This is a genomic window from Idiomarina xiamenensis 10-D-4, assembly GCF_000299895.1.
GTDB classification, from domain to species: Bacteria; Pseudomonadota; Gammaproteobacteria; order Enterobacterales; family Alteromonadaceae; genus Idiomarina; species Idiomarina xiamenensis.
Genome location: NZ_AMRG01000001.1, coordinates 166,969 through 183,684 on the forward strand (window position 1 = coordinate 166,969; position 16,716 = coordinate 183,684).

The following is a 16,716-nucleotide window of genomic DNA, read 5'->3' on the forward strand; positions in this document are numbered from 1 at the left end:
TCTGTCGCCATTGCTGCTCAGCGCACGGCGTCGACATTTAGCGGTTGTCGACGCTGCGCGGCCTGTCTTACCAGAGAATAAACATCGCGATAGCCAGCGCTAAACCCAGTACTGGAACTACGACGGTTAACGCGGCTAGGGGCCAATAAGCCGCTTGATGGGTTTCGCCGCAAATAGCGCGAATGGTAGTGACTACATAACCGTTGTGCGGTAGTGAGTCGATGGCTCCCGAGGATATCGAAACAATGCGATGTAGTTCGTCTGCTGCCACCCCGGCGTCTAAATAGTGCGGCGCCACCAAGGGTAAAGCAATCGCCTGACCGCCCGAAGCTGATCCGGTTAAACCGGCAATTACGCTCACCGCTAACGCCGCGCCCAGTAACTCATTACCCGGTATCTGCGTCATCAATGCCACCGCCTCGTTAAACGCCGGTGTGGTTTGCGCAATACTGCCGAAGCCTACTACAGCAGCAGTATTACCGATCGCTATCAGGGCGCCGGTGGTGGCTTCGCCGATGGCGATTTTAGGTTGCCGTAAATGCCGAAAATTAATCAATACCAAGCTTAGTACGCCGCCCAGCAACGCCACAATAAGCGCGTTCTGTTGTAATTGCTGATGGAAGCTAAAAGAAATACTTAACACCACCAGCAGCGGAATCAGGCCGGTCAATGGCGACGGTAATTGTCGCTGCGGTAGTTGCGGATCGCCGTTGCGCGCTTGGAACGATTCGCCGTTTGCCACCGCGCGGCCGATCATGCGCTGTAACCACCAATAGCCAAAGCCAGCCATGAGTGCCGCTACCACGATACTGACTTGCCAGCCAGCGTAGGGCGAGGTGCCGAGATACTTGATCGGGATCCAGTTCTGAATTTCGGGTGAACCGGCGGAGGTCATGGTAAAGGTGATGGAGCCAAATGCTAGCGCTGCCGGAATAAAGCGACGAGGTAAGTTAGCGTCTTTAAACAGACTCAAGGCCATGGGATAGACCGAGAACGCCACGATGAATACCGATACGCCACCGTATGTCAAAATCGCACAGGCTAGCACGACCGCCAACACCGCTTGGCGGCGGCCTAATTTACCAATGATCCAGCTAGCAACACTATCGGCCGCGCCGGTATCTTCCATCAGTTTGCCAAACAAACTGCCGAGTAAAAACATAAAGAACCATGCCGCGACAAAACCGGCAAAACCATCCATGTAAATACTGACAAAGTTGTGCTCACCTTGCAGTAGCGGTAACCGACTACAAACGGCAACAACCAAGGCGCACAGTGGTGCACCGATAAACAGATTTAAGCCACGTAATGTCAGTACAATTAATAGTATGAGGCCGCCAACGAGGCCGATCAGACTTAACATGGTCAAGGTCCTTTTTTTATCGTTATAGTGAACGGTTTGACGTTAAATGCGCGATAATTACACGTTATCCTGACTGTCGCTGAATACCGGCAGCGACCAGCGGAAGCGGATCGCCAACAGCCGCAGCGTTAGTGTGGCGGTCATACCAACCGCTAACGCTAACAGCGGATCGATAGCCACCAGCAAGGTGTAGCAGGCTGCGCCGACAATACAGGTGGTGGCATACAGCTCGCCTTTTAGCACCAGTGGTACGTCCCGTGCCAGTACATCACGCAACATGCCTCCGAAGCAGGCCGAGATGGTGCCCATGATCACCGCAATAAAGGGGGGAAAGCCTGCCATTAGCGTTTTTTGCGCACCCATAGCAGCAAAAAAAGCGATCCCCACGGCGTCGGCGACCAATAAGGTGGTCATTGGAATGTAACTACGATAGCGCAACCAAATAATGGTGATACAAGCGGCCATCAAAATGGAATAAAAATAAGTTTGATCATGAGTCCAGAATACCGGTAAGCCCAAGATCAGGTCGCGAATGGTGCCACCGCCGATAGCGGTTACCGAGGCCAGTACGATAACACCAAAGCCATCCATTTTTTTACGAAAGGCGAGTAAGGTGCCGGAAACTGCAAAAATCGCTACTCCGGCTAAATCTATCCAATAAAAGGCAAAGTCCATAACGGTTGCTGGTTAAGTAAAAAAACCTAGTTTGGCACGGCTAGCCAGCGTTGCCTAGGGGAGAGGCGAATAAGTCCATGGTCACACCTACCCTCGGCGCTTGGCGTGGAATCCCACTATCGACGCTAGCTATTTAACCAACTAGCCCTTAAGATAACGTTTATCAACGCAACGTTTAACTCGTTACTATGGTTTAACTAGGGTTTAACTAGGGTTTAACTAGGGTTTAACTATGGTTTAACGGCTTAGCTATGGTGTAATTCGTTACATGGATATCAACGCGCAAACGCAAACGCAGGTTTTATCGACCCGCCATGCCGATAGTTCATCGCAGAGTGACGAACAGCTTTATCCCACTCTGGTGATCATGCTGCATCCGCAACTTGAACGTATTGGAGAGTCGGCTATTTTGGTCGATTTGATGCGTCAGGGGCGTGCACCGTTGAGTCGTAATCAACCGGAATTTAAGCATCAACAAGGCTTCGGCCAGGCGCTGGCGGACGCTTACATAAGTCGTACACCAGTTTGGCTTGAACGCCGTGGCAGCGACGATGTTGTGGTTAAGCAGGGGGATAGCAATACCCGCTTAAATGTCAGTGATCGTGCGTCAGCAGACGAATACATACTGACTCAAGACGAATTGTTAGACGGCGTGCCGATAACCTTAAGCGACCGCGTAGTGCTGCTATTAAAGTGGTTACCCATGCCCGCTGAACAAGACTCAGATGACTTTGGTTTAAAAGGTATGAGCCCTTATTTAGCCAGTGTACGTCGCCGTATTGCTCGTATTGCTGGGTTACAGGAGCCGGTGCTCATTCGCGGCGAAACCGGTACCGGTAAAGAACTGGTAGCACAGGCTATTTATCAGCATTCGCAACGGCAACAACAGGCGTTCGTATCGGTCAACTTGGCGGCCATGCAAGACTCGTTAGCGGTCGCTGAATTATTCGGTGCACGCAAGGGCGCATTCACCGGTGCGGCCGCCGACCGTGATGGCTATTTTATGGCGGCGGATGGCGGCACCCTATTTTTAGACGAGATTGGTGAGGCCTCGGGTGATGTGCAAGCGATGTTGCTACGGGCGTTAGAAACCGGCGAAATCTATCCGGTTGGCTCAACCTCGCCAGTGCAAATCAGTGTGCGTTTAATTGCTGCTACCGATGCCGATTTGGAAACGGCGTCTGAACACGAGCGCTTCAAACTGCCGCTGTTACATCGTCTGTCCAGCTATCAAATATTTTTACCGAGTCTGCGCGAGCGCCGCGAGGACATTGGTTTGCTGTTTATGCATTTTGCACAGCAACAGTGGCAGCGCTTACACCAAGATTGGCAGCAAGCCGTTCCCACCATGCCGACGCTAACGGCCGCGGCGATGACGCAACTGCTAGAATTCAGTTGGCCTGGTAACGTGCGCCAATTACGAAATGTGGCGCGGCAAGTGGTCATCGATAGTCGTGATAAAGCACAACTGCAAATTGAACCCCAACTGTTGTCGATGCTGCGGCCAGCAGCGTCTGGCCACCATACCTTAACCGCACGTCCGCCACAGCAGCAGCGCCGAAAACCCAACAGCATCAGCCGTGAAGAGTTAGCGCAGGCGTTGCAGGACAACCGCTTTGAGTTGCAGGCCTGTGCCGAGCAGCTAGGGATTTCACGGGCGTCGGTTTATCAGTTACTGCAACGCTTTGATGGCTTCCGTAATGCGCAAGATATCGGTGAGCAGGAGTTGTCGACCTGTTATCGTCAATGTCATGGCGACACCGAACAGATGATGTGGCAATTGGAAGTGTCCCAAATTGGCTTGCGACGACGCTTAAAAGCGCTCGGATACGACGTATAAACGCTGAATTTCTGATCGGATTCGGGTACACTGCCTGACAAATTTTTCAAAGCTTTGGCCGACCAACCTTGTCAAATGGGGAAAACACCCCCATAACCAAGCAGACAACGGCGTGGGCCGATTACAACGACAATGAGAGGATAACCTCAATGGATTTCTTTATTTCTAATGCGTACGCGCAGCAGCAAGGCGCAGCTCAAAGTGGTGGCGTGATGGAATTGGTCTTCATGTTGCTGGCCTTCGGTCTGATTTTCTATTTTATGATTTATCGTCCGCAAGCTAAGCGTGTTAAGCAACATCGCGAGCTGGTGGCATCAATGGGTAAGGGTGACGAGGTACTAACCAATGGTGGTATCGTCGGTCGTATTACCAAAATCAGCGATGATAAAGACGTGATGGTGATTGCCATCAGCGATAGCGTTGAAGTGACTGTACAAAAAGCAGCAGTGACCTCGGTGTTACCTAAAGGGACGATGAAGTCTCTGTAAGCAAAAGCTAAGGACACAACGTGTTAAATAAGTATCCGTTGTGGAAAAATCTGATGGTGGTGTTGATCATCGCCGTGGCAGCGCTATATGCGCTGCCTAATTTATACGGTGAAGATCACGCTGTTCAGATTTCTGCCAGCCGTAATAGTACGGTCACGGCAGCCACACTCGATGACGTACGTGAAAGCCTACAAGCGGCTAATCTGACGGTTAAGTCAGTGGCACTGGAAGACGAACAAATTTTAGTTCGGGTTAATTCTGATAGTGATCAACTGGCTGCCCGCGATATTCTTAATCAAGCCTTGGGCGATGACTATATCGTCGCACTCAATTTAGCTCCTGCGACGCCAACCTGGTTACGCAGTATCGGTGCTGAACCGATGAAGCTCGGTCTCGACTTGCGCGGTGGTGTGCACTTCCTGATGGAAGTCGACATGGATGAAGCGCTGAGCAAAATTGGTGGGCAGACGCGCGACTTGGTACGCACTGACTTACGCGACCAACGCATTCGTTATACCGATGTCAGCGTGCAAGACAATCATATCGTGGTTAAGCTGCGTACCGCCGAAGATTTTCAGGCGGCGGAAAACTTCCTCGACAATAAATATCCCGGTTATGTGTTGCTGGACGACGCCGATGCGCGCCAAATTACCCTGCAAATGACCGAAGATAAATTGCGCGAAACCCGCGAATACGCAATTTCTCAAAATATCACCATCATGCGTAACCGGGTTAACGAACTGGGCGTTGCGGAACCGCTGATTCAGCGTCAGGGCGCCAACCGTATCGTGGTTGAATTACCGGGTGTGCAAGACACCGCGCGAGCCAAAGATATTTTGGGCGCCACGGCAACATTAGAATTCCGCATGGTTGATACCGATAACAGTGTGGCCGATGCACAACGTGGCCGTGTGCCTTTTGGTAGTGAATTACTACCGATGCGTGATGGCGCCCCGCAGTTGTTGAAATCTGAGGTGATTCTGACCGGTGACCATATTATTAACGCGAATGCTGGGTTTGACGAAAATAGTCAGCCGCAAGTCAGCATCGCCTTAGATGGCGCTGGCGGTAATAAAATGTCAACCGCTACCCGCGACGCCATTGGTAAACCGATGGCAACGGTATTCATTGAATACAAAGCCACCGACCGTCGTGATGCTGAGGGTAAGTTAGTGTTTGAAAAGAACGCCGAAGTTATCAACGTGGCGACTATTCAAGCCCGCTTAGGCAGTAACTTCCGCATTACTGGCTTACAGCATCAAGAAGCTCAGAACTTGGCGTTGCTGTTGCGTGCCGGTGCATTGATTGCGCCGATTCAAATCGTTGAAGAACGCACCGTCGGTCCAAGCTTAGGCCAAGAGAACATCGACTCGGGTACGCAAGCGATTTTCTGGGGCTTTATTTTAGTCTTGCTGTTCATGGTCATTTACTACCGTAAATTCGGTATGGTGGCGAACGCTGCGCTGGCTGCCAACGTGGTGCTGATCATTGGCGTTATGTCAATGATCCCGGGTGCTACGTTAACCTTGCCGGGAATGGCCGGTATTGTCTTGACCGTCGGTATGGCGGTGGATGCCAACGTACTGATTTTTGAACGTATTCGTGAAGAAATCAGAGCTAAACGTAGCCCTCAGCAAGCTATTCATCACGGCTACGACAGTGCTTTGTCGACTATCGCTGATGCCAACGTGACCACGCTCATCGCCGCTATCATTTTGTTTGCGGTAGGTACTGGTCCGGTAAAAGGCTTCGCCATTACCTTGGCGGTCGGCATTATTACCTCAATGTTCACTGCCATTGTTGGTACGCGCGCGGTTGTTAACGCTATTTGGGGCGGCAAGCGTATCAAGAAGCTGTCGGTGTAGGGGGCGAACATGAGACAGATTATTAAAACAGACAAAACCATCGCCTTTATGAAAGGGCGTTTTGTCGCCATGGCGTTTAGCACCTTGTTGGTGCTAGCGTCTTTGACCTCGCTGGTGATCAATAATCTAAATTTTGGTTTGGATTTTACCGGCGGTACGCTGATTCAAGTGAGCTTTTCACAGCCTGCCGACCTTAATCAAGTGCGGCAACAGCTAAGCGAGAACGATTTTGGCGATGCGGTGGTGCAAACCTATGGTTCGCAAAGCGAAATCTTGATTCGCTTAGAGCCGCGCGAAGGCGTTAAGGCTGAAGAACTGGGCAATCAGGTGATGCAGGCATTGCAGTCGGGTATGAACGTCGATATGCAAATGCAACGTATCGAGTTTGTCGGTTCGGCGGTTGGCGATGAGTTAAAGGAGCAAGGCGGTTTAGCCATGTTAACCGCGCTTATTTGTATCCTGATTTATATCGCGATTCGCTTCGAGTGGCGTTTAGCTGTCGGTGCGGTAGGAGCGTTGGCACACGACGTGATCATTACCTTAGGTTTGTTTTCGGTGTTTCAGTTGGAATTCGACCTCACGGTATTAGCGGCTTTGCTGGCGGTTATTGGTTATTCGATTAACGATACCGTAGTGGTCAGTGACCGTATTCGCGAGAATTTTCGCAAATTCCGTAAATACAGTCCGGAAGAAACCATCAATGTGTCTTTGACGCAGACCATGAGCCGTACCCTAATCACCTCTCTAACCACTATCTTAGTGCTGTTAGCGTTGTTCTTCTTGGGTGGCCAGTTGATTCATGGATTCGCTACGGCGTTATTGTTTGGTGTCTTTATTGGTACTTATTCTTCTATTTATGTTGCCAGTTCGGTGGCATTAATGTTGGGCGTTAGTCGTGATGACTTGATGCCTACCGAGGTAGAAAAAGAGGGTGCCGATCAAGATCCGTTGCCGTAACCTAACTCAAGGTCTACGCTTAAACAGGTCGACAATGGTCGGCCTGTTTTGTTTTTGGCGTTGGCTAATCCGCTCGCTTAGATGATCTTGCCGCATAAAATCAGTATATTAGCTATAAAGTCTAACCACATAGGGTAAGCCAAGAGCGCTAACCTGTGGTTCATTGTTCGTTGTCTGTTGGAGGCGCATGTGAGTGTATTAGCCGTTATATCACCGGCCAAAAATCTAGATTATCAATCGACTTATCCGGCCGTAACGGCGACTCAGCCGAGGCTGTTAAATCACGCCGAATTGTTGGTTGAACGTTGCCGCGAATTGTCACCGCAGCAACTCGGCAGTTTGATGAAGATCAGCGATAAATTAGCCGGGTTAAACGCTGCTCGGTTTGCCGACTGGCAACTGCCTTTTAATCAGGATAACGCCAGACCCGCGCTGTTTGCCTTTAATGGTGATGTCTATGCGGGGCTTGATGCTTATCAATTATCGACTAATGCGATTGCTTACGGGCAACAGCATTTGCGCATTCTATCGGGTTTGTATGGTCTGTTAAGGCCGCTCGATTTAATGCAGCCTTATCGGTTAGAAATGGGCACCAAGCTGGATAATGAGCGCGGTAAAAACTTGTACGAGTTTTGGGGCGAGCTGATCACCGATATGCTGAACCGTGACTGCCAAGAAAGTAATAGCGAGGTTCTCGTTAATTTAGCGTCAAACGAATACTTTTCCGCAGTAAAAACTCGGCAATTGAACGCAAAGTTAGTGACGCCAGTATTTAAAGATGAGAAGAATGGTCAGTATAAAGTCATCAGCTTTTATGCGAAAAAAGCGCGCGGCATGATGGCACGCTTTATTCTGAACGAAAAACCTAAAAAAGTGTCTGACTTACAGGCATTTTCAGCCGCTGGCTATCAATATAGCGCGGCCCAATCCGACGACGCGCAGTTGGTTTTTACGCGTCCGCAACAATCGGCTTAAGTCATAGAGGAAACAGGGCATGAGCAACGACACTGACGAATTTAAACAAGACGGCGGCAACAAAGGCACTTGGATTGCCGTTGCTGCTATTGTAGTTATCGTTGCCGCCGGCCTAGTCTGGTGGCTGACCAGTGGTGATGATACAACTCAGCAACGACAACCGGTCGAACGCAGTATGGAAGTGCCTAAGCAGCCGGAAACCGCAGCGCAACCAGAGCCTGAACCAGAACCGCAGGCCGAACCTGATGATTTTGAGCCGGTTGCTGAAACGCCAGACGAGCAACCGCAGCAGCAGCCTGAACCCGAACAACCCTTGCCGAGCCTAGCGCAGAGCACTCCGGTAGTGATGGAAACCTTAGCGCAAGACGAGGTCGATACTCAGCCATTGTCCAGCGACAGCATGATCCGTGACGTGGTGGTGTTCGTGGACAACTTGCGTAACGGCATGGTGGTGACCGAACACGCGCCAGTCGCGCGCCCTGATGGTCAGTTTGCGGTAATCGAATTAGATGACAAGTTGTATATTGATGAGCGCAGTTATGACCGTTATGACAACTTAGTGAGTTGGTTTACCAGCATCGATAATCAAGTGCTGATTAAAAACTATCGCCATTTTCAACCGCTGATCGGCGAGGCTTACGGCGAAATCGGTTATCCCGATGGAGATTTCACTGATAGTGCCATTGAGGCCATTGATGTATTATTGGCGACGCCTGAACCCGATAGCTTGATTGAAGTTGAAGACGACCAGGTGATGTACACATACGCTGATCCGGCGCTCGAAGGCTTACCACCGGCACAGAAGCAGTTGTTGCGCGTGGGTCCCGAGAATATGCGAAAAATTAAAGCTAAGCTGCGCGAAATTAAGCAGCAGTTAAAACAGATGTAGGTAGTTATGACCAAAGCTCCAGATCCTGTACCCGAGCAGTTACTCGGCGAATTGCCCACTCAAGGTGGTCGTTTTAGTCGTTGGTTGGGTCGCGCAGGACTGCGTTTAATGGGCGGTTGGCGTATCAATGGGCAATTTCCGGCGGTACGCCAAGCCTTGGTAGCGGTAGCGCCGCATACCTCAAACTGGGACTTCCCGGTAGGTGTATTTACAAAAATGGCGTTAGGTCTGAAGCTGTCGTTTTTGGCCAAGCATACGTTATTTCATTTTCCGCTAGGCACGCTGATGCGTAAACTGGGTGGGATTCCGGTCGATCGCCGAGCCGCGCGCGGTGTAGTCGAACAAATGGTCGATCGTTTTGCTCAACAACGACAGTTGATGTTGGTGTTAACGCCCGAGGGCACGCGCAAAAAAGTGACCCAATGGAAAACCGGTTTTTTACATATCGCTCGACAGGCGCACGTGCCGGTCATACCGGTGGCTTTCGATTTTGCCCGTAAAGTGGTTGATATTGGCCCGGCGTTAATGATTAGTGGTGATATTGAAAGCGAACTTCAGCGTGTTAAATCCTATTTTATGCACGCCAAAGGTAAGCACGGGAGCGTCACGTAAATGTCGCGCTGGCTACTCATCTTTTGCTTGTTTGCCTGTGCTCCCGCGCAGGCTTTAAACTTTTGGCAGGATGAGTGGCAGGTGCCAGCACAACTACAAACTAACGACTATGTGTTGACGCCGTTGTCTAACGACGATGCGGCGGCGTTTTATAAAGCTTATTTTTCATCACAATCTTTCCTTTATCATCAACTTGGTTGGGCTTGGCCATCCGAAAAAGCCACGCCTGAAATGAATACCGAGATGGTTCGTTATCAGGTTGAGCAACACTTACAACGACGAGCCTTTACCTTCATTATTCGGCCGCGCAATAAAGACACTATCGTTGGTGCGCTTTATCTGGTACCGATTCTCGAACAACGTAGCGACGTACCGGGGCTGGCTGAACAACAGTATGATGCCGAACTGAGCTGGTGGTTAACCGAGCGCGAGAGCAGCAGTGATAGCGCCGAGCGTCTGTTATCGCAGGTGTTGCCATGGTTGGCGACACAATGGCCTTGGCAAAATCTGCTACTACCGGTCGCGACCACTAACGAAGTCGCGTTAGCGCAGGTGCGCCGGCAGGGTCTCAGTCAAGTTGCCGAAGACAAAGATAACGCCACGCTGTTCTTTTCCTACCGCGCCCGCTAAGCGATTTTGTAGCAGCGCACATTGTTTTAATTTGTGCTATTATCGCGCACAATAATTTCATCGAGTTTGGGTTGATAGGAACAGTCATGAACGTCATCGAAGGCGGTATTGCCGCACCCGGTAAAAAATTTGCCATTGTGGTATCGCGTTTTAATCATTTCGTGGTTGAGAGCTTACTGCAAGGCGCGGTAGGTACGCTCAAGCAATACGGTCAAGTTAGCGACACTGACATTACCGTTGTACGCGTACCTGGCGCCTATGAAATGCCAGTTACCGCACAGAAATTGGCCGATTCCGGCGACTTTGACGCGATCATCGCGGTCGGTGCCGTGATCCGTGGTGGTACACCGCACTTTGATTTTGTCGCTGGCGAATGCAATAGCGGTTTGGCGCGGGTTGCGCAACAAACGGGTGTCCCTGTCGCTTTTGGTGTGATCACCACCGACAGCATCGAACAAGCCATTGAGCGCAGCGGCTCTAAAGCCGGCAATAAAGGCGCCGAAGCGGCGTTAAGTGCGTTAGAAATGGTCAACGTACTGGCTCAGTTGTAAGAGGTTGATGATGAAACCAGCAGCGCGTCGTAAGGCTCGTAAATTAGCCGTTCAAGCGATTTATTCTTGGCAGTTAAGCGAGAATTCTATCAGTGATATCGAAGCTCAGTTTTTAACCGACAACGATACCAGCAAGGTCGATACTGATTACTTCATGGCGTTAGTACGAGGGGTTGGTGCGCAAGCGCGTAATCTCGATCAAGCCATGAGCCCGTTTTTAGATCGCCCGATCGACGATTTAGACCACATTGAGCGTGCGATTTTACGCATAGCCTGTTATGAGTTACGCGAACGTATCGATGTGCCTTATAAAGTGGCCATTAACGAGGCTATTGAATTGGCTAAATCATTTGGTGCCGACGATAGCCACCGCTTCGTTAACGGTGTTTTAGACAAAGCTGTCGATTCATTGCGGCCCGCTCGCCAATAAATCATGTCGGTCGATGAATTTTCTCTCATCGATGAGTACTTTGCTCATCGTCAGCACAGTCGTCGTGATGTCGAACTCGGTATCGGCGACGACGGTGCCATCTTAACGCCCGCTGCCCAGCATCAATTGGTGGTCGCTACCGATACCTTGGTAGAAGGGGTACATTTTGATCGCACCACGCCGCCGCGAGCATTAGGTCATAAAGTGGTTGCTGTTAATCTCAGTGATTTAGCGGCAATGGGTGCCGAACCCTGCTGGTTAAGCTTAGCGCTAACCTTGCCGCAGATTGACCATGACTGGTTAACGGACTTCTCCTCTGGCTTTCACGAAGTTAGCCGTTACTACGGCTGTACCTTGGTCGGTGGCGATACCACCAAAGGTCCACTAACCATTACCGTTACCGCTCACGGGCAATTACCCAATGGCCGCGCTATTACTCGGCATGGGGCGAAAGCCGGTGATTGGATTTATTTAAGCGGCAATGTTGGCGATGCTGGTTTAGGGTTAGCGGCCACGCAGGGACGTGTACAGTTACCCGCCGCGCACCTACAACGAGTGGTCGAGAAGCTACACTACCCACATCCGCGGGTAGCCTTAGGACAATCACTACGTGGTATTGCTAGCGCAGCTATCGATATTTCTGATGGCCTACTGGCCGATTTAGGTCATTTACTGCAACGCTCGCAGTTAGCCGCACGTATCGATTTAAATGAATTGCCGCTGTCGCTGGCATTAACCGAGACCGTCGATACCGACACCGCACTGCGTTACGGGCTAACCAGCGGCGACGACTACGAGTTGTGTTTTACCGTCCCTGAAGAACGTCGAGGTATGTTAGACACGGCGTTAGCGCACACCGCGGTAAAACCCATTTGCATTGGTCAGGTGATTGGTGGTCGGCCAGGTAGCATGCAGTTGTCGCTTGATGGGCAAGCCTGGCAAATGCCCGAACAGCGTGGCTTTAACCATTTTGGAGATGACCATGCTGTTAGCGAATAAGTTATCGCTGGCTAATCCGATTCATTTAATCTCGCTGGGTTTTGGCTCTGGACTGGCACCCAAAGCACCGGGAACCTTTGGCACCCTGGCTGCTATTCCGCTGCTGCTACTGGTTGGGCTGCTGCAATTTAATTGGTGGCAGCAATTAATCTTGCTAGTAGTGATGACGCTGGCGGGTATTGCTTGTTGTGCCTATTCGGCCAAAGCGATGGGTGTGCATGATCATCCAGCTATCGTTTGGGATGAAATTGTCGGCTATTTTATCGCCATGTATGCGTTACCGCATCAATGGCCATGGTTGCTGGCGGCATTTGTGCTATTCCGCATTTTAGATATCAGCAAACCGGGTCCGGTGGGCTGGTGCGACCGTCAGTTGCACGGCGGCAGTGGTATTATGTTAGACGACGTCGTGGCGGGTATTTTGACCGCGCTCATTTTACATGGCGCGGCCTTAATACTTTAGAAATACTTGAGTTCGGCGTTAGTTGCTCAAGTAAGCTTGGATCTGCTGTAAGATACCGGCGCTATCTAAGCCTAGCTCGGCTCGGATCTCATCTTGCGAGCCGTGCTTAATGAAAATATCGGGTAAGCCTATCGATAACAGCGGACACGCTATCGCCGCACGACTTAGATACTCTGCCACCGCGCTACCGGCACCACCGGCAACCGCATTCTCTTCGATAGTGACAAGCAAGTCATGATCCGCTGCAGCCGCTTTGATGGCGTCTTCATCAAGCGGTTTAACAAAGCGCATATCAATGACGGCAGCGTCCAATTGCTCGGCAACCGCTTCCACCTCTGGCAACAATACACCAAAGTTAAGTAACGCCACTCGTTGTTGCTCGCTAGCGGCTTTGCGTAGCTGCCGTGACTGACCAATGGGGATGGCGGCTAACGGTTGTTCTAGCGCGATACCGCGACCTTGTCCGCGCGGATAGCGCACTGCTGCAGGGCCATTATGATGATAGCCGGTGTAAAGCATTTGCCGACATTCGTTTTCATCGCTTGGCGCCATCACCACCATGTTGGGAATACAGCGCAAGTAGCTTAAATCGAACGCGCCCTGGTGAGTCGGGCCATCGGCACCGACAATACCGGCACGATCGATAGCAAATAAGACATCCAGGTTTTGCAGGGCGACGTCATGAATCAACTGGTCATAGGCGCGCTGTAAAAACGTCGAATAAATCGCCACCACCGGCTTGTAGCCAGCTATTGCCAAGCCCGCAGCAAAGGTCACACTGTGCTGTTCAGCAATCGCCACATCAAAATATTGCTGCGGGAACTGACGTGAAAACTTGACCATGCCAGAGCCTTCACGCATGGCTGGTGTAATCGCCATTAACTTATCGTCGTCGCAAGCCATGTCGCATAACCAGTCGCCGAACAGCTCTGAGTATGATGGAATACCCGGCTTTTTACTGGGTAACTGATTTTGATTGGGATCGAACTTGGGCACACCGTGATAACCAATCGGGTCGTCTTCGGCGGGCTTATAGCCTTTACCCTTGCGGGTAACCACGTGCAGTAATTGTGGCCCTTTCAGATCACGCATGTTGCGCAGGGTGTCGGTTAATAAGTCAACATCGTGACCGTCGATAGGACCGATGTAGTTAAAACCGAGCTCTTCAAAAATGGTGCCCGGTGCAACCATGCCTTTCATATGCTCTTCGACACGGCTGGCCAAGTGATGAATATGCGGCATACCGCGCAGCAATTGCTTGCCGCGTTCGCGAATTGAGGTATAAGTTTTGCCGGACAATAAACGGGCAAAGTGATTATTTAAGGCACCGACATTTTCTGAAATCGACATATCATTATCGTTCAGGATCACCAGCATATTGGGTTTAATATCACCGGCATGATTGAGTGCCTCAAAAGCCATACCGGCGGTAATCGCGCCGTCACCAATAATACTGACGATTTTTTCGTCGCGTTGAGCACGCTCGGCAGCGATTGCCATGCCCAGCGCGGCGCTGATCGAGGTACTAGAATGTCCCACCGATAGCACATCGTATTCACTCTCTTCACGCCAAGGGAAAGGATGTAAGCCATCCTTTTGCCGAATACTTTGCAATTGCTCTTTACGCCCGGTCAGTATCTTATGAGGATAAGCCTGATGACCGACATCCCAAATAATGCGATCGACCGGGGTCTGAAAAACATAATGTAAGGCTACGGTCAGTTCGACGGTGCCTAAACCAGAAGCCAAGTGGCCGCTGCTTTGACTGACCGAATTTAATAAAAACTGGCGAACCTCGTCGCATAGCGGACTCAGTTGATGTTTTTTTAACCGTCGCAAATCGGCGGGAAACTCAATTTCGCTGAGTAACGGGTAGGTAGTTGCGTCTATCGTCATGATATTATTAATGGTCCCGATTTAGCAGGACGTTAGCTAGTTGTGCTAGTGATGTCGTATTGTAAGGTATTGTCGACAAAGCGTGTAGCGCTGATTCATGTAATTGTTGGCGCCGTTGCTGAGCGCCCTGCAAGCCCAGCAATCTGACATAAGTGGCCTTTTCGGCGGCACTGTCCGAGCCTTGCGGTTTGCCCAGTGCTTCGGTCTGACCGATTTCGTCAAGGATGTCATCTTGCACCTGAAAAGCCAAGCCTAAATCGGCCGCAAAACGCGAAAAAGCGGGCAAATATTGCTGCGCTTCGTCGTTGCCAGCTAACACCGCCATGTTCGCCGCAGCCTGAATTAGGGCGCCGGTTTTATGCTGATGTATCTGTGCCAGCTGTTGCTCGCTGAGTTGTTGTCGGGTGGCCTCGATATCCAGTGCTTGCCCACCGCACATGCCTTGCGCGCCGCTGGCTAACGCTAATTGTTGTACAATTTTTAACTGCCGTTGGGCGCTGACCTCCGGCAGTGGCTGACTCACCCACTCAAACGCCAATGTTTGCAACGCATCACCGGCCAAAATTGCGGTGGCCTCATCAAACGCGATGTGGCAAGTCGGCTGACCGCGTCTGAGCTCGTCGTCATCCATTGCGGGTAAGTCATCGTGTATTAATGAGTAGGCATGTACCGACTCCACCGCCGCCGCTAGCCAGTTCAGTGTCGCAGCGTTAGCTTGGCAAAGCTCACCAATACTAAACAGTAAATGTGGACGCACACGCTTACCGCCAAGCAACAAACCGTGTTGCATGGCAGCGGCCAAATTACTGGAAAGGTGGGGGTAGTCGCTTAACTGTTGCTGTAAAAACTGGTTAACCCGGGTTTTACTGGGCTCGAGTAACTGCTTTAGCGTCACTGAATGGCTCCATCACTATCGTCAGCAAAATCAGTTAAGCTTTCGCCTTGCTGCTGTTGTAATAACAGCGCTACTTTTTGTTCGGCTTGTTGCAAGCGTTGCTGACTGATTTTAGACAGGTTAACGGCGTGCTCAAATTTGCTCAGGGCTTGTTCTAAGGGCAGGTCGGCTTGCTCTAGCTCGTGTACCAACTGTTCCAATTCCTGCATGGCTTGTTCAAAAGTTTTTTCTGCCGATTCGCTCATAAGGGTATCTGCGCTGCATTCTCAGTAAAGATTTTAATGATCTAGCCGATGAATTGTTTACTCGGTCTTAATTTAACCCAGTACAATGCTTGTCAGTCGGCATCCTATCGTTAAGAATAGCATTAGCGCGACCGTCTGTTGAACGGGTAATCATGTAAATTATCCGTTGTGAGAGGAGAATTTAGTGGATATAGCAACGATAGTTGGGCTTATTGGTGCCTTTGGCTTCGTCATGATGGCGATGATTCTTGGTGGCGATGTATTAATTTTCGTCAATGTGCCATCCATCTTAATCGTTTTTGGCGGCACCTTATTCGTTACTTTATCTAACTTTACCCTGGCGCAGTTTTTGGGGGCGGGCAAGGTAGCGGTAAAAGCTTTTATGTTCAAAATTGAGCAGCCGCAGGAATTAATCGATAAAGCCGTGGAATTAGCCGATTCAGCCCGCAAGGGCGGTTTTTTGGCGTTAGAAGAAGCCGAAGTGCCTAACAAATTTTTTCGCAAAGGTATCGATATGCTGGTCGATGGTCACGACGCCGATGTGGTGCGGGCGACGCTGGCGAAAGACATTAATATGAGTTACGCGCGGCACGAAGAAGGCGTAAAGATTTTTAAAGTCATGAGCGACATCGCGCCAGCGATGGGGATGATTGGTACCCTCATTGGTTTGGTTGGCATGCTGAATAATATGGACGACCCCAAAGCCATTGGACCAGCCATGGCGGTGGCGTTGTTAACCACGCTTTATGGTGCGTTGATTGCAAATATTATCTGTATCCCAATAGCTAACAAACTGACTTTGCGTGCCGACCAAGAGAAGCTTAATCAACAGCTTATTTTAGATGCCATATTAGGTATTCAAGACGGTCAGAACCCGCGTGTTATTGAAGGGATTTTGCGTAATTATTTGGCTGAATCAAAACGTATCACGGCGGAAGAGTAA

At 50.4% G+C, this 16,716-nt stretch carries 18 protein-coding genes; 13 read left to right on the forward strand and 5 right to left on the reverse strand.

All coding sequences use genetic code 11. From position 1 onward, the window contains the following. Nucleotides 1-67: 67 nt before the first annotated feature. Both A10D4_RS00740 and A10D4_RS00745 read right to left on the reverse strand, forming a co-directional pair. Nucleotides 68-1,363 carry a GntP family permease gene (locus A10D4_RS00740; protein ID WP_008487088.1) on the reverse strand — a complete coding sequence of 432 codons (1,296 nt, stop codon included), beginning with the start codon at nucleotides 1,361-1,363 and terminating at the stop codon, nucleotides 68-70. Between the two features lie 57 nt (nucleotides 1,364-1,420). Further along, complete coding sequence (locus tag A10D4_RS00745; protein ID WP_008487090.1) at nucleotides 1,421-2,038, reverse strand: trimeric intracellular cation channel family protein; 618 nt, start codon at nucleotides 2,036-2,038, stop codon at nucleotides 1,421-1,423. 268 nt (nucleotides 2,039-2,306) lie between these two features. Here A10D4_RS00745 and A10D4_RS00750 point away from each other — a divergent pair, with 268 nt between their 5' ends. The 12 genes from A10D4_RS00750 to A10D4_RS00805 all read left to right on the forward strand — a co-directional run bounded on the left by A10D4_RS00750 (nucleotide 2,307) and on the right by A10D4_RS00805 (nucleotide 12,737). Beyond that, the gene (locus tag A10D4_RS00750) at nucleotides 2,307-3,878 is read left to right on the forward strand and encodes a sigma 54-interacting transcriptional regulator (RefSeq protein WP_008487091.1); all 1,572 of its coding nucleotides are present in this window, start codon (nucleotides 2,307-2,309) and stop codon (nucleotides 3,876-3,878) included. Nucleotides 3,879-4,027: 149 nt separating this feature from the next. Then, on the forward strand, nucleotides 4,028-4,366 hold the full coding sequence (gene yajC / locus A10D4_RS00755; RefSeq protein ID WP_008487092.1) for a preprotein translocase subunit YajC: 339 nt from the start codon (nucleotides 4,028-4,030) through the stop codon (nucleotides 4,364-4,366). A gap of 20 nt (nucleotides 4,367-4,386) precedes the next feature. Beyond that, nucleotides 4,387-6,231, forward strand: a complete 1,845-nt coding sequence (gene secD / locus A10D4_RS00760; RefSeq protein ID WP_008487093.1) for a protein translocase subunit SecD — start codon at nucleotides 4,387-4,389, stop codon at nucleotides 6,229-6,231. A gap of 9 nt (nucleotides 6,232-6,240) precedes the next feature. Continuing rightward, complete coding sequence (gene secF / locus A10D4_RS00765) at nucleotides 6,241-7,188, forward strand: protein translocase subunit SecF (protein WP_008487094.1); 948 nt, start codon at nucleotides 6,241-6,243, stop codon at nucleotides 7,186-7,188. Nucleotides 7,189-7,377: 189 nt separating this feature from the next. After that, nucleotides 7,378-8,163, forward strand: coding sequence for a peroxide stress protein YaaA (gene yaaA / locus A10D4_RS00770; protein ID WP_008487095.1), 786 nt, complete (start codon nucleotides 7,378-7,380; stop codon nucleotides 8,161-8,163). 19 nt (nucleotides 8,164-8,182) lie between these two features. Continuing rightward, entirely contained in the window at nucleotides 8,183-9,052 is an 870-nt protein-coding gene (locus A10D4_RS00775; protein WP_008487097.1) for a DUF3014 domain-containing protein, read from the forward strand. Nucleotides 9,053-9,058: 6 nt separating this feature from the next. Beyond that, nucleotides 9,059-9,664, forward strand: a complete 606-nt coding sequence (locus A10D4_RS00780; RefSeq protein ID WP_008487098.1) for a lysophospholipid acyltransferase family protein — start codon at nucleotides 9,059-9,061, stop codon at nucleotides 9,662-9,664. Continuing rightward, nucleotides 9,665-10,294 carry a GNAT family N-acetyltransferase gene (locus tag A10D4_RS00785; RefSeq protein WP_008487099.1) on the forward strand — a complete coding sequence of 210 codons (630 nt, stop codon included), beginning with the start codon at nucleotides 9,665-9,667 and terminating at the stop codon, nucleotides 10,292-10,294. Nucleotides 10,295-10,380: 86 nt separating this feature from the next. After that, a complete protein-coding gene (ribH, locus tag A10D4_RS00790; RefSeq protein WP_008487100.1) occupies nucleotides 10,381-10,845 on the forward strand; it encodes a 6,7-dimethyl-8-ribityllumazine synthase in 465 nt (154 codons plus the stop codon). Nucleotides 10,846-10,855: 10 nt separating this feature from the next. Further along, the gene (nusB, locus tag A10D4_RS00795) at nucleotides 10,856-11,275 is read left to right on the forward strand and encodes a transcription antitermination factor NusB (RefSeq protein ID WP_008487101.1); all 420 of its coding nucleotides are present in this window, start codon (nucleotides 10,856-10,858) and stop codon (nucleotides 11,273-11,275) included. A 3-nt stretch (nucleotides 11,276-11,278) separates the two neighbouring features. After that, nucleotides 11,279-12,274 (forward strand): thiamine-phosphate kinase, encoded by a 996-nt coding sequence (thiL, locus tag A10D4_RS00800; protein ID WP_008487102.1) that lies wholly within the window; start codon nucleotides 11,279-11,281, stop codon nucleotides 12,272-12,274. Further along, nucleotides 12,258-12,737 (forward strand): phosphatidylglycerophosphatase A family protein, encoded by a 480-nt coding sequence (locus A10D4_RS00805; RefSeq protein WP_008487103.1) that lies wholly within the window; start codon nucleotides 12,258-12,260, stop codon nucleotides 12,735-12,737. The genes thiL and A10D4_RS00805 overlap by 17 nt, the downstream gene beginning before the upstream one ends. Before the next feature lie 18 nt (nucleotides 12,738-12,755). Here the strand turns inward: A10D4_RS00805 and dxs are convergent, their stop codons facing one another. From dxs to A10D4_RS00820, 3 genes are read right to left on the reverse strand one after another with little or no spacing between them, the layout of a single operon-like run. Beyond that, nucleotides 12,756-14,633 carry a 1-deoxy-D-xylulose-5-phosphate synthase gene (gene dxs / locus A10D4_RS00810; protein WP_008487105.1) on the reverse strand — a complete coding sequence of 626 codons (1,878 nt, stop codon included), beginning with the start codon at nucleotides 14,631-14,633 and terminating at the stop codon, nucleotides 12,756-12,758. A gap of 7 nt (nucleotides 14,634-14,640) precedes the next feature. Further along, nucleotides 14,641-15,528, reverse strand: coding sequence for a (2E,6E)-farnesyl diphosphate synthase (gene ispA / locus A10D4_RS00815; RefSeq protein WP_008487106.1), 888 nt, complete (start codon nucleotides 15,526-15,528; stop codon nucleotides 14,641-14,643). After that, nucleotides 15,525-15,773 carry an exodeoxyribonuclease VII small subunit gene (locus tag A10D4_RS00820; protein WP_008487107.1) on the reverse strand — a complete coding sequence of 83 codons (249 nt, stop codon included), beginning with the start codon at nucleotides 15,771-15,773 and terminating at the stop codon, nucleotides 15,525-15,527. The genes ispA and A10D4_RS00820 overlap by 4 nt, the downstream gene beginning before the upstream one ends. Nucleotides 15,774-15,957: 184 nt before the next feature. Here A10D4_RS00820 and pomA point away from each other — a divergent pair, with 184 nt between their 5' ends. Continuing rightward, the gene (gene pomA / locus A10D4_RS00825) at nucleotides 15,958-16,716 is read left to right on the forward strand and encodes a flagellar motor protein PomA (RefSeq protein ID WP_008487108.1); all 759 of its coding nucleotides are present in this window, start codon (nucleotides 15,958-15,960) and stop codon (nucleotides 16,714-16,716) included.

Excerpts from the sequence above, each read along its gene's own strand:
- A10D4_RS00775 (WP_008487097.1), top strand. The coding sequence starts at position 8,183 with ATGAGCAACGACACTGACGAATTTAAACAAGACGGCGGCAACAAAGGC.
- A10D4_RS00750 (WP_008487091.1), top strand. The coding sequence starts at position 2,307 with ATGGATATCAACGCGCAAACGCAAACGCAGGTTTTATCGACCCGCCAT.
- A10D4_RS00805 (WP_008487103.1), top strand. The coding sequence starts at position 12,258 with ATGCTGTTAGCGAATAAGTTATCGCTGGCTAATCCGATTCATTTAATC.
- A10D4_RS00785 (WP_008487099.1), top strand. The coding sequence starts at position 9,665 with ATGTCGCGCTGGCTACTCATCTTTTGCTTGTTTGCCTGTGCTCCCGCG.
- A10D4_RS00780 (WP_008487098.1), top strand. The coding sequence starts at position 9,059 with ATGACCAAAGCTCCAGATCCTGTACCCGAGCAGTTACTCGGCGAATTG.
- secF (WP_008487094.1), top strand. The coding sequence starts at position 6,241 with ATGAGACAGATTATTAAAACAGACAAAACCATCGCCTTTATGAAAGGG.
- A10D4_RS00820 (WP_008487107.1), bottom strand. The coding sequence starts at position 15,773 with ATGAGCGAATCGGCAGAAAAAACTTTTGAACAAGCCATGCAGGAATTG.
- ribH (WP_008487100.1), top strand. The coding sequence starts at position 10,381 with ATGAACGTCATCGAAGGCGGTATTGCCGCACCCGGTAAAAAATTTGCC.
- yajC (WP_008487092.1), top strand. The coding sequence starts at position 4,028 with ATGGATTTCTTTATTTCTAATGCGTACGCGCAGCAGCAAGGCGCAGCT.
- nusB (WP_008487101.1), top strand. The coding sequence starts at position 10,856 with ATGAAACCAGCAGCGCGTCGTAAGGCTCGTAAATTAGCCGTTCAAGCG.
- A10D4_RS00740 (WP_008487088.1), bottom strand. The coding sequence starts at position 1,363 with ATGTTAAGTCTGATCGGCCTCGTTGGCGGCCTCATACTATTAATTGTA.
- dxs (WP_008487105.1), bottom strand. The coding sequence starts at position 14,633 with ATGACGATAGACGCAACTACCTACCCGTTACTCAGCGAAATTGAGTTT.
- thiL (WP_008487102.1), top strand. The coding sequence starts at position 11,279 with ATGTCGGTCGATGAATTTTCTCTCATCGATGAGTACTTTGCTCATCGT.
- A10D4_RS00745 (WP_008487090.1), bottom strand. The coding sequence starts at position 2,038 with ATGGACTTTGCCTTTTATTGGATAGATTTAGCCGGAGTAGCGATTTTT.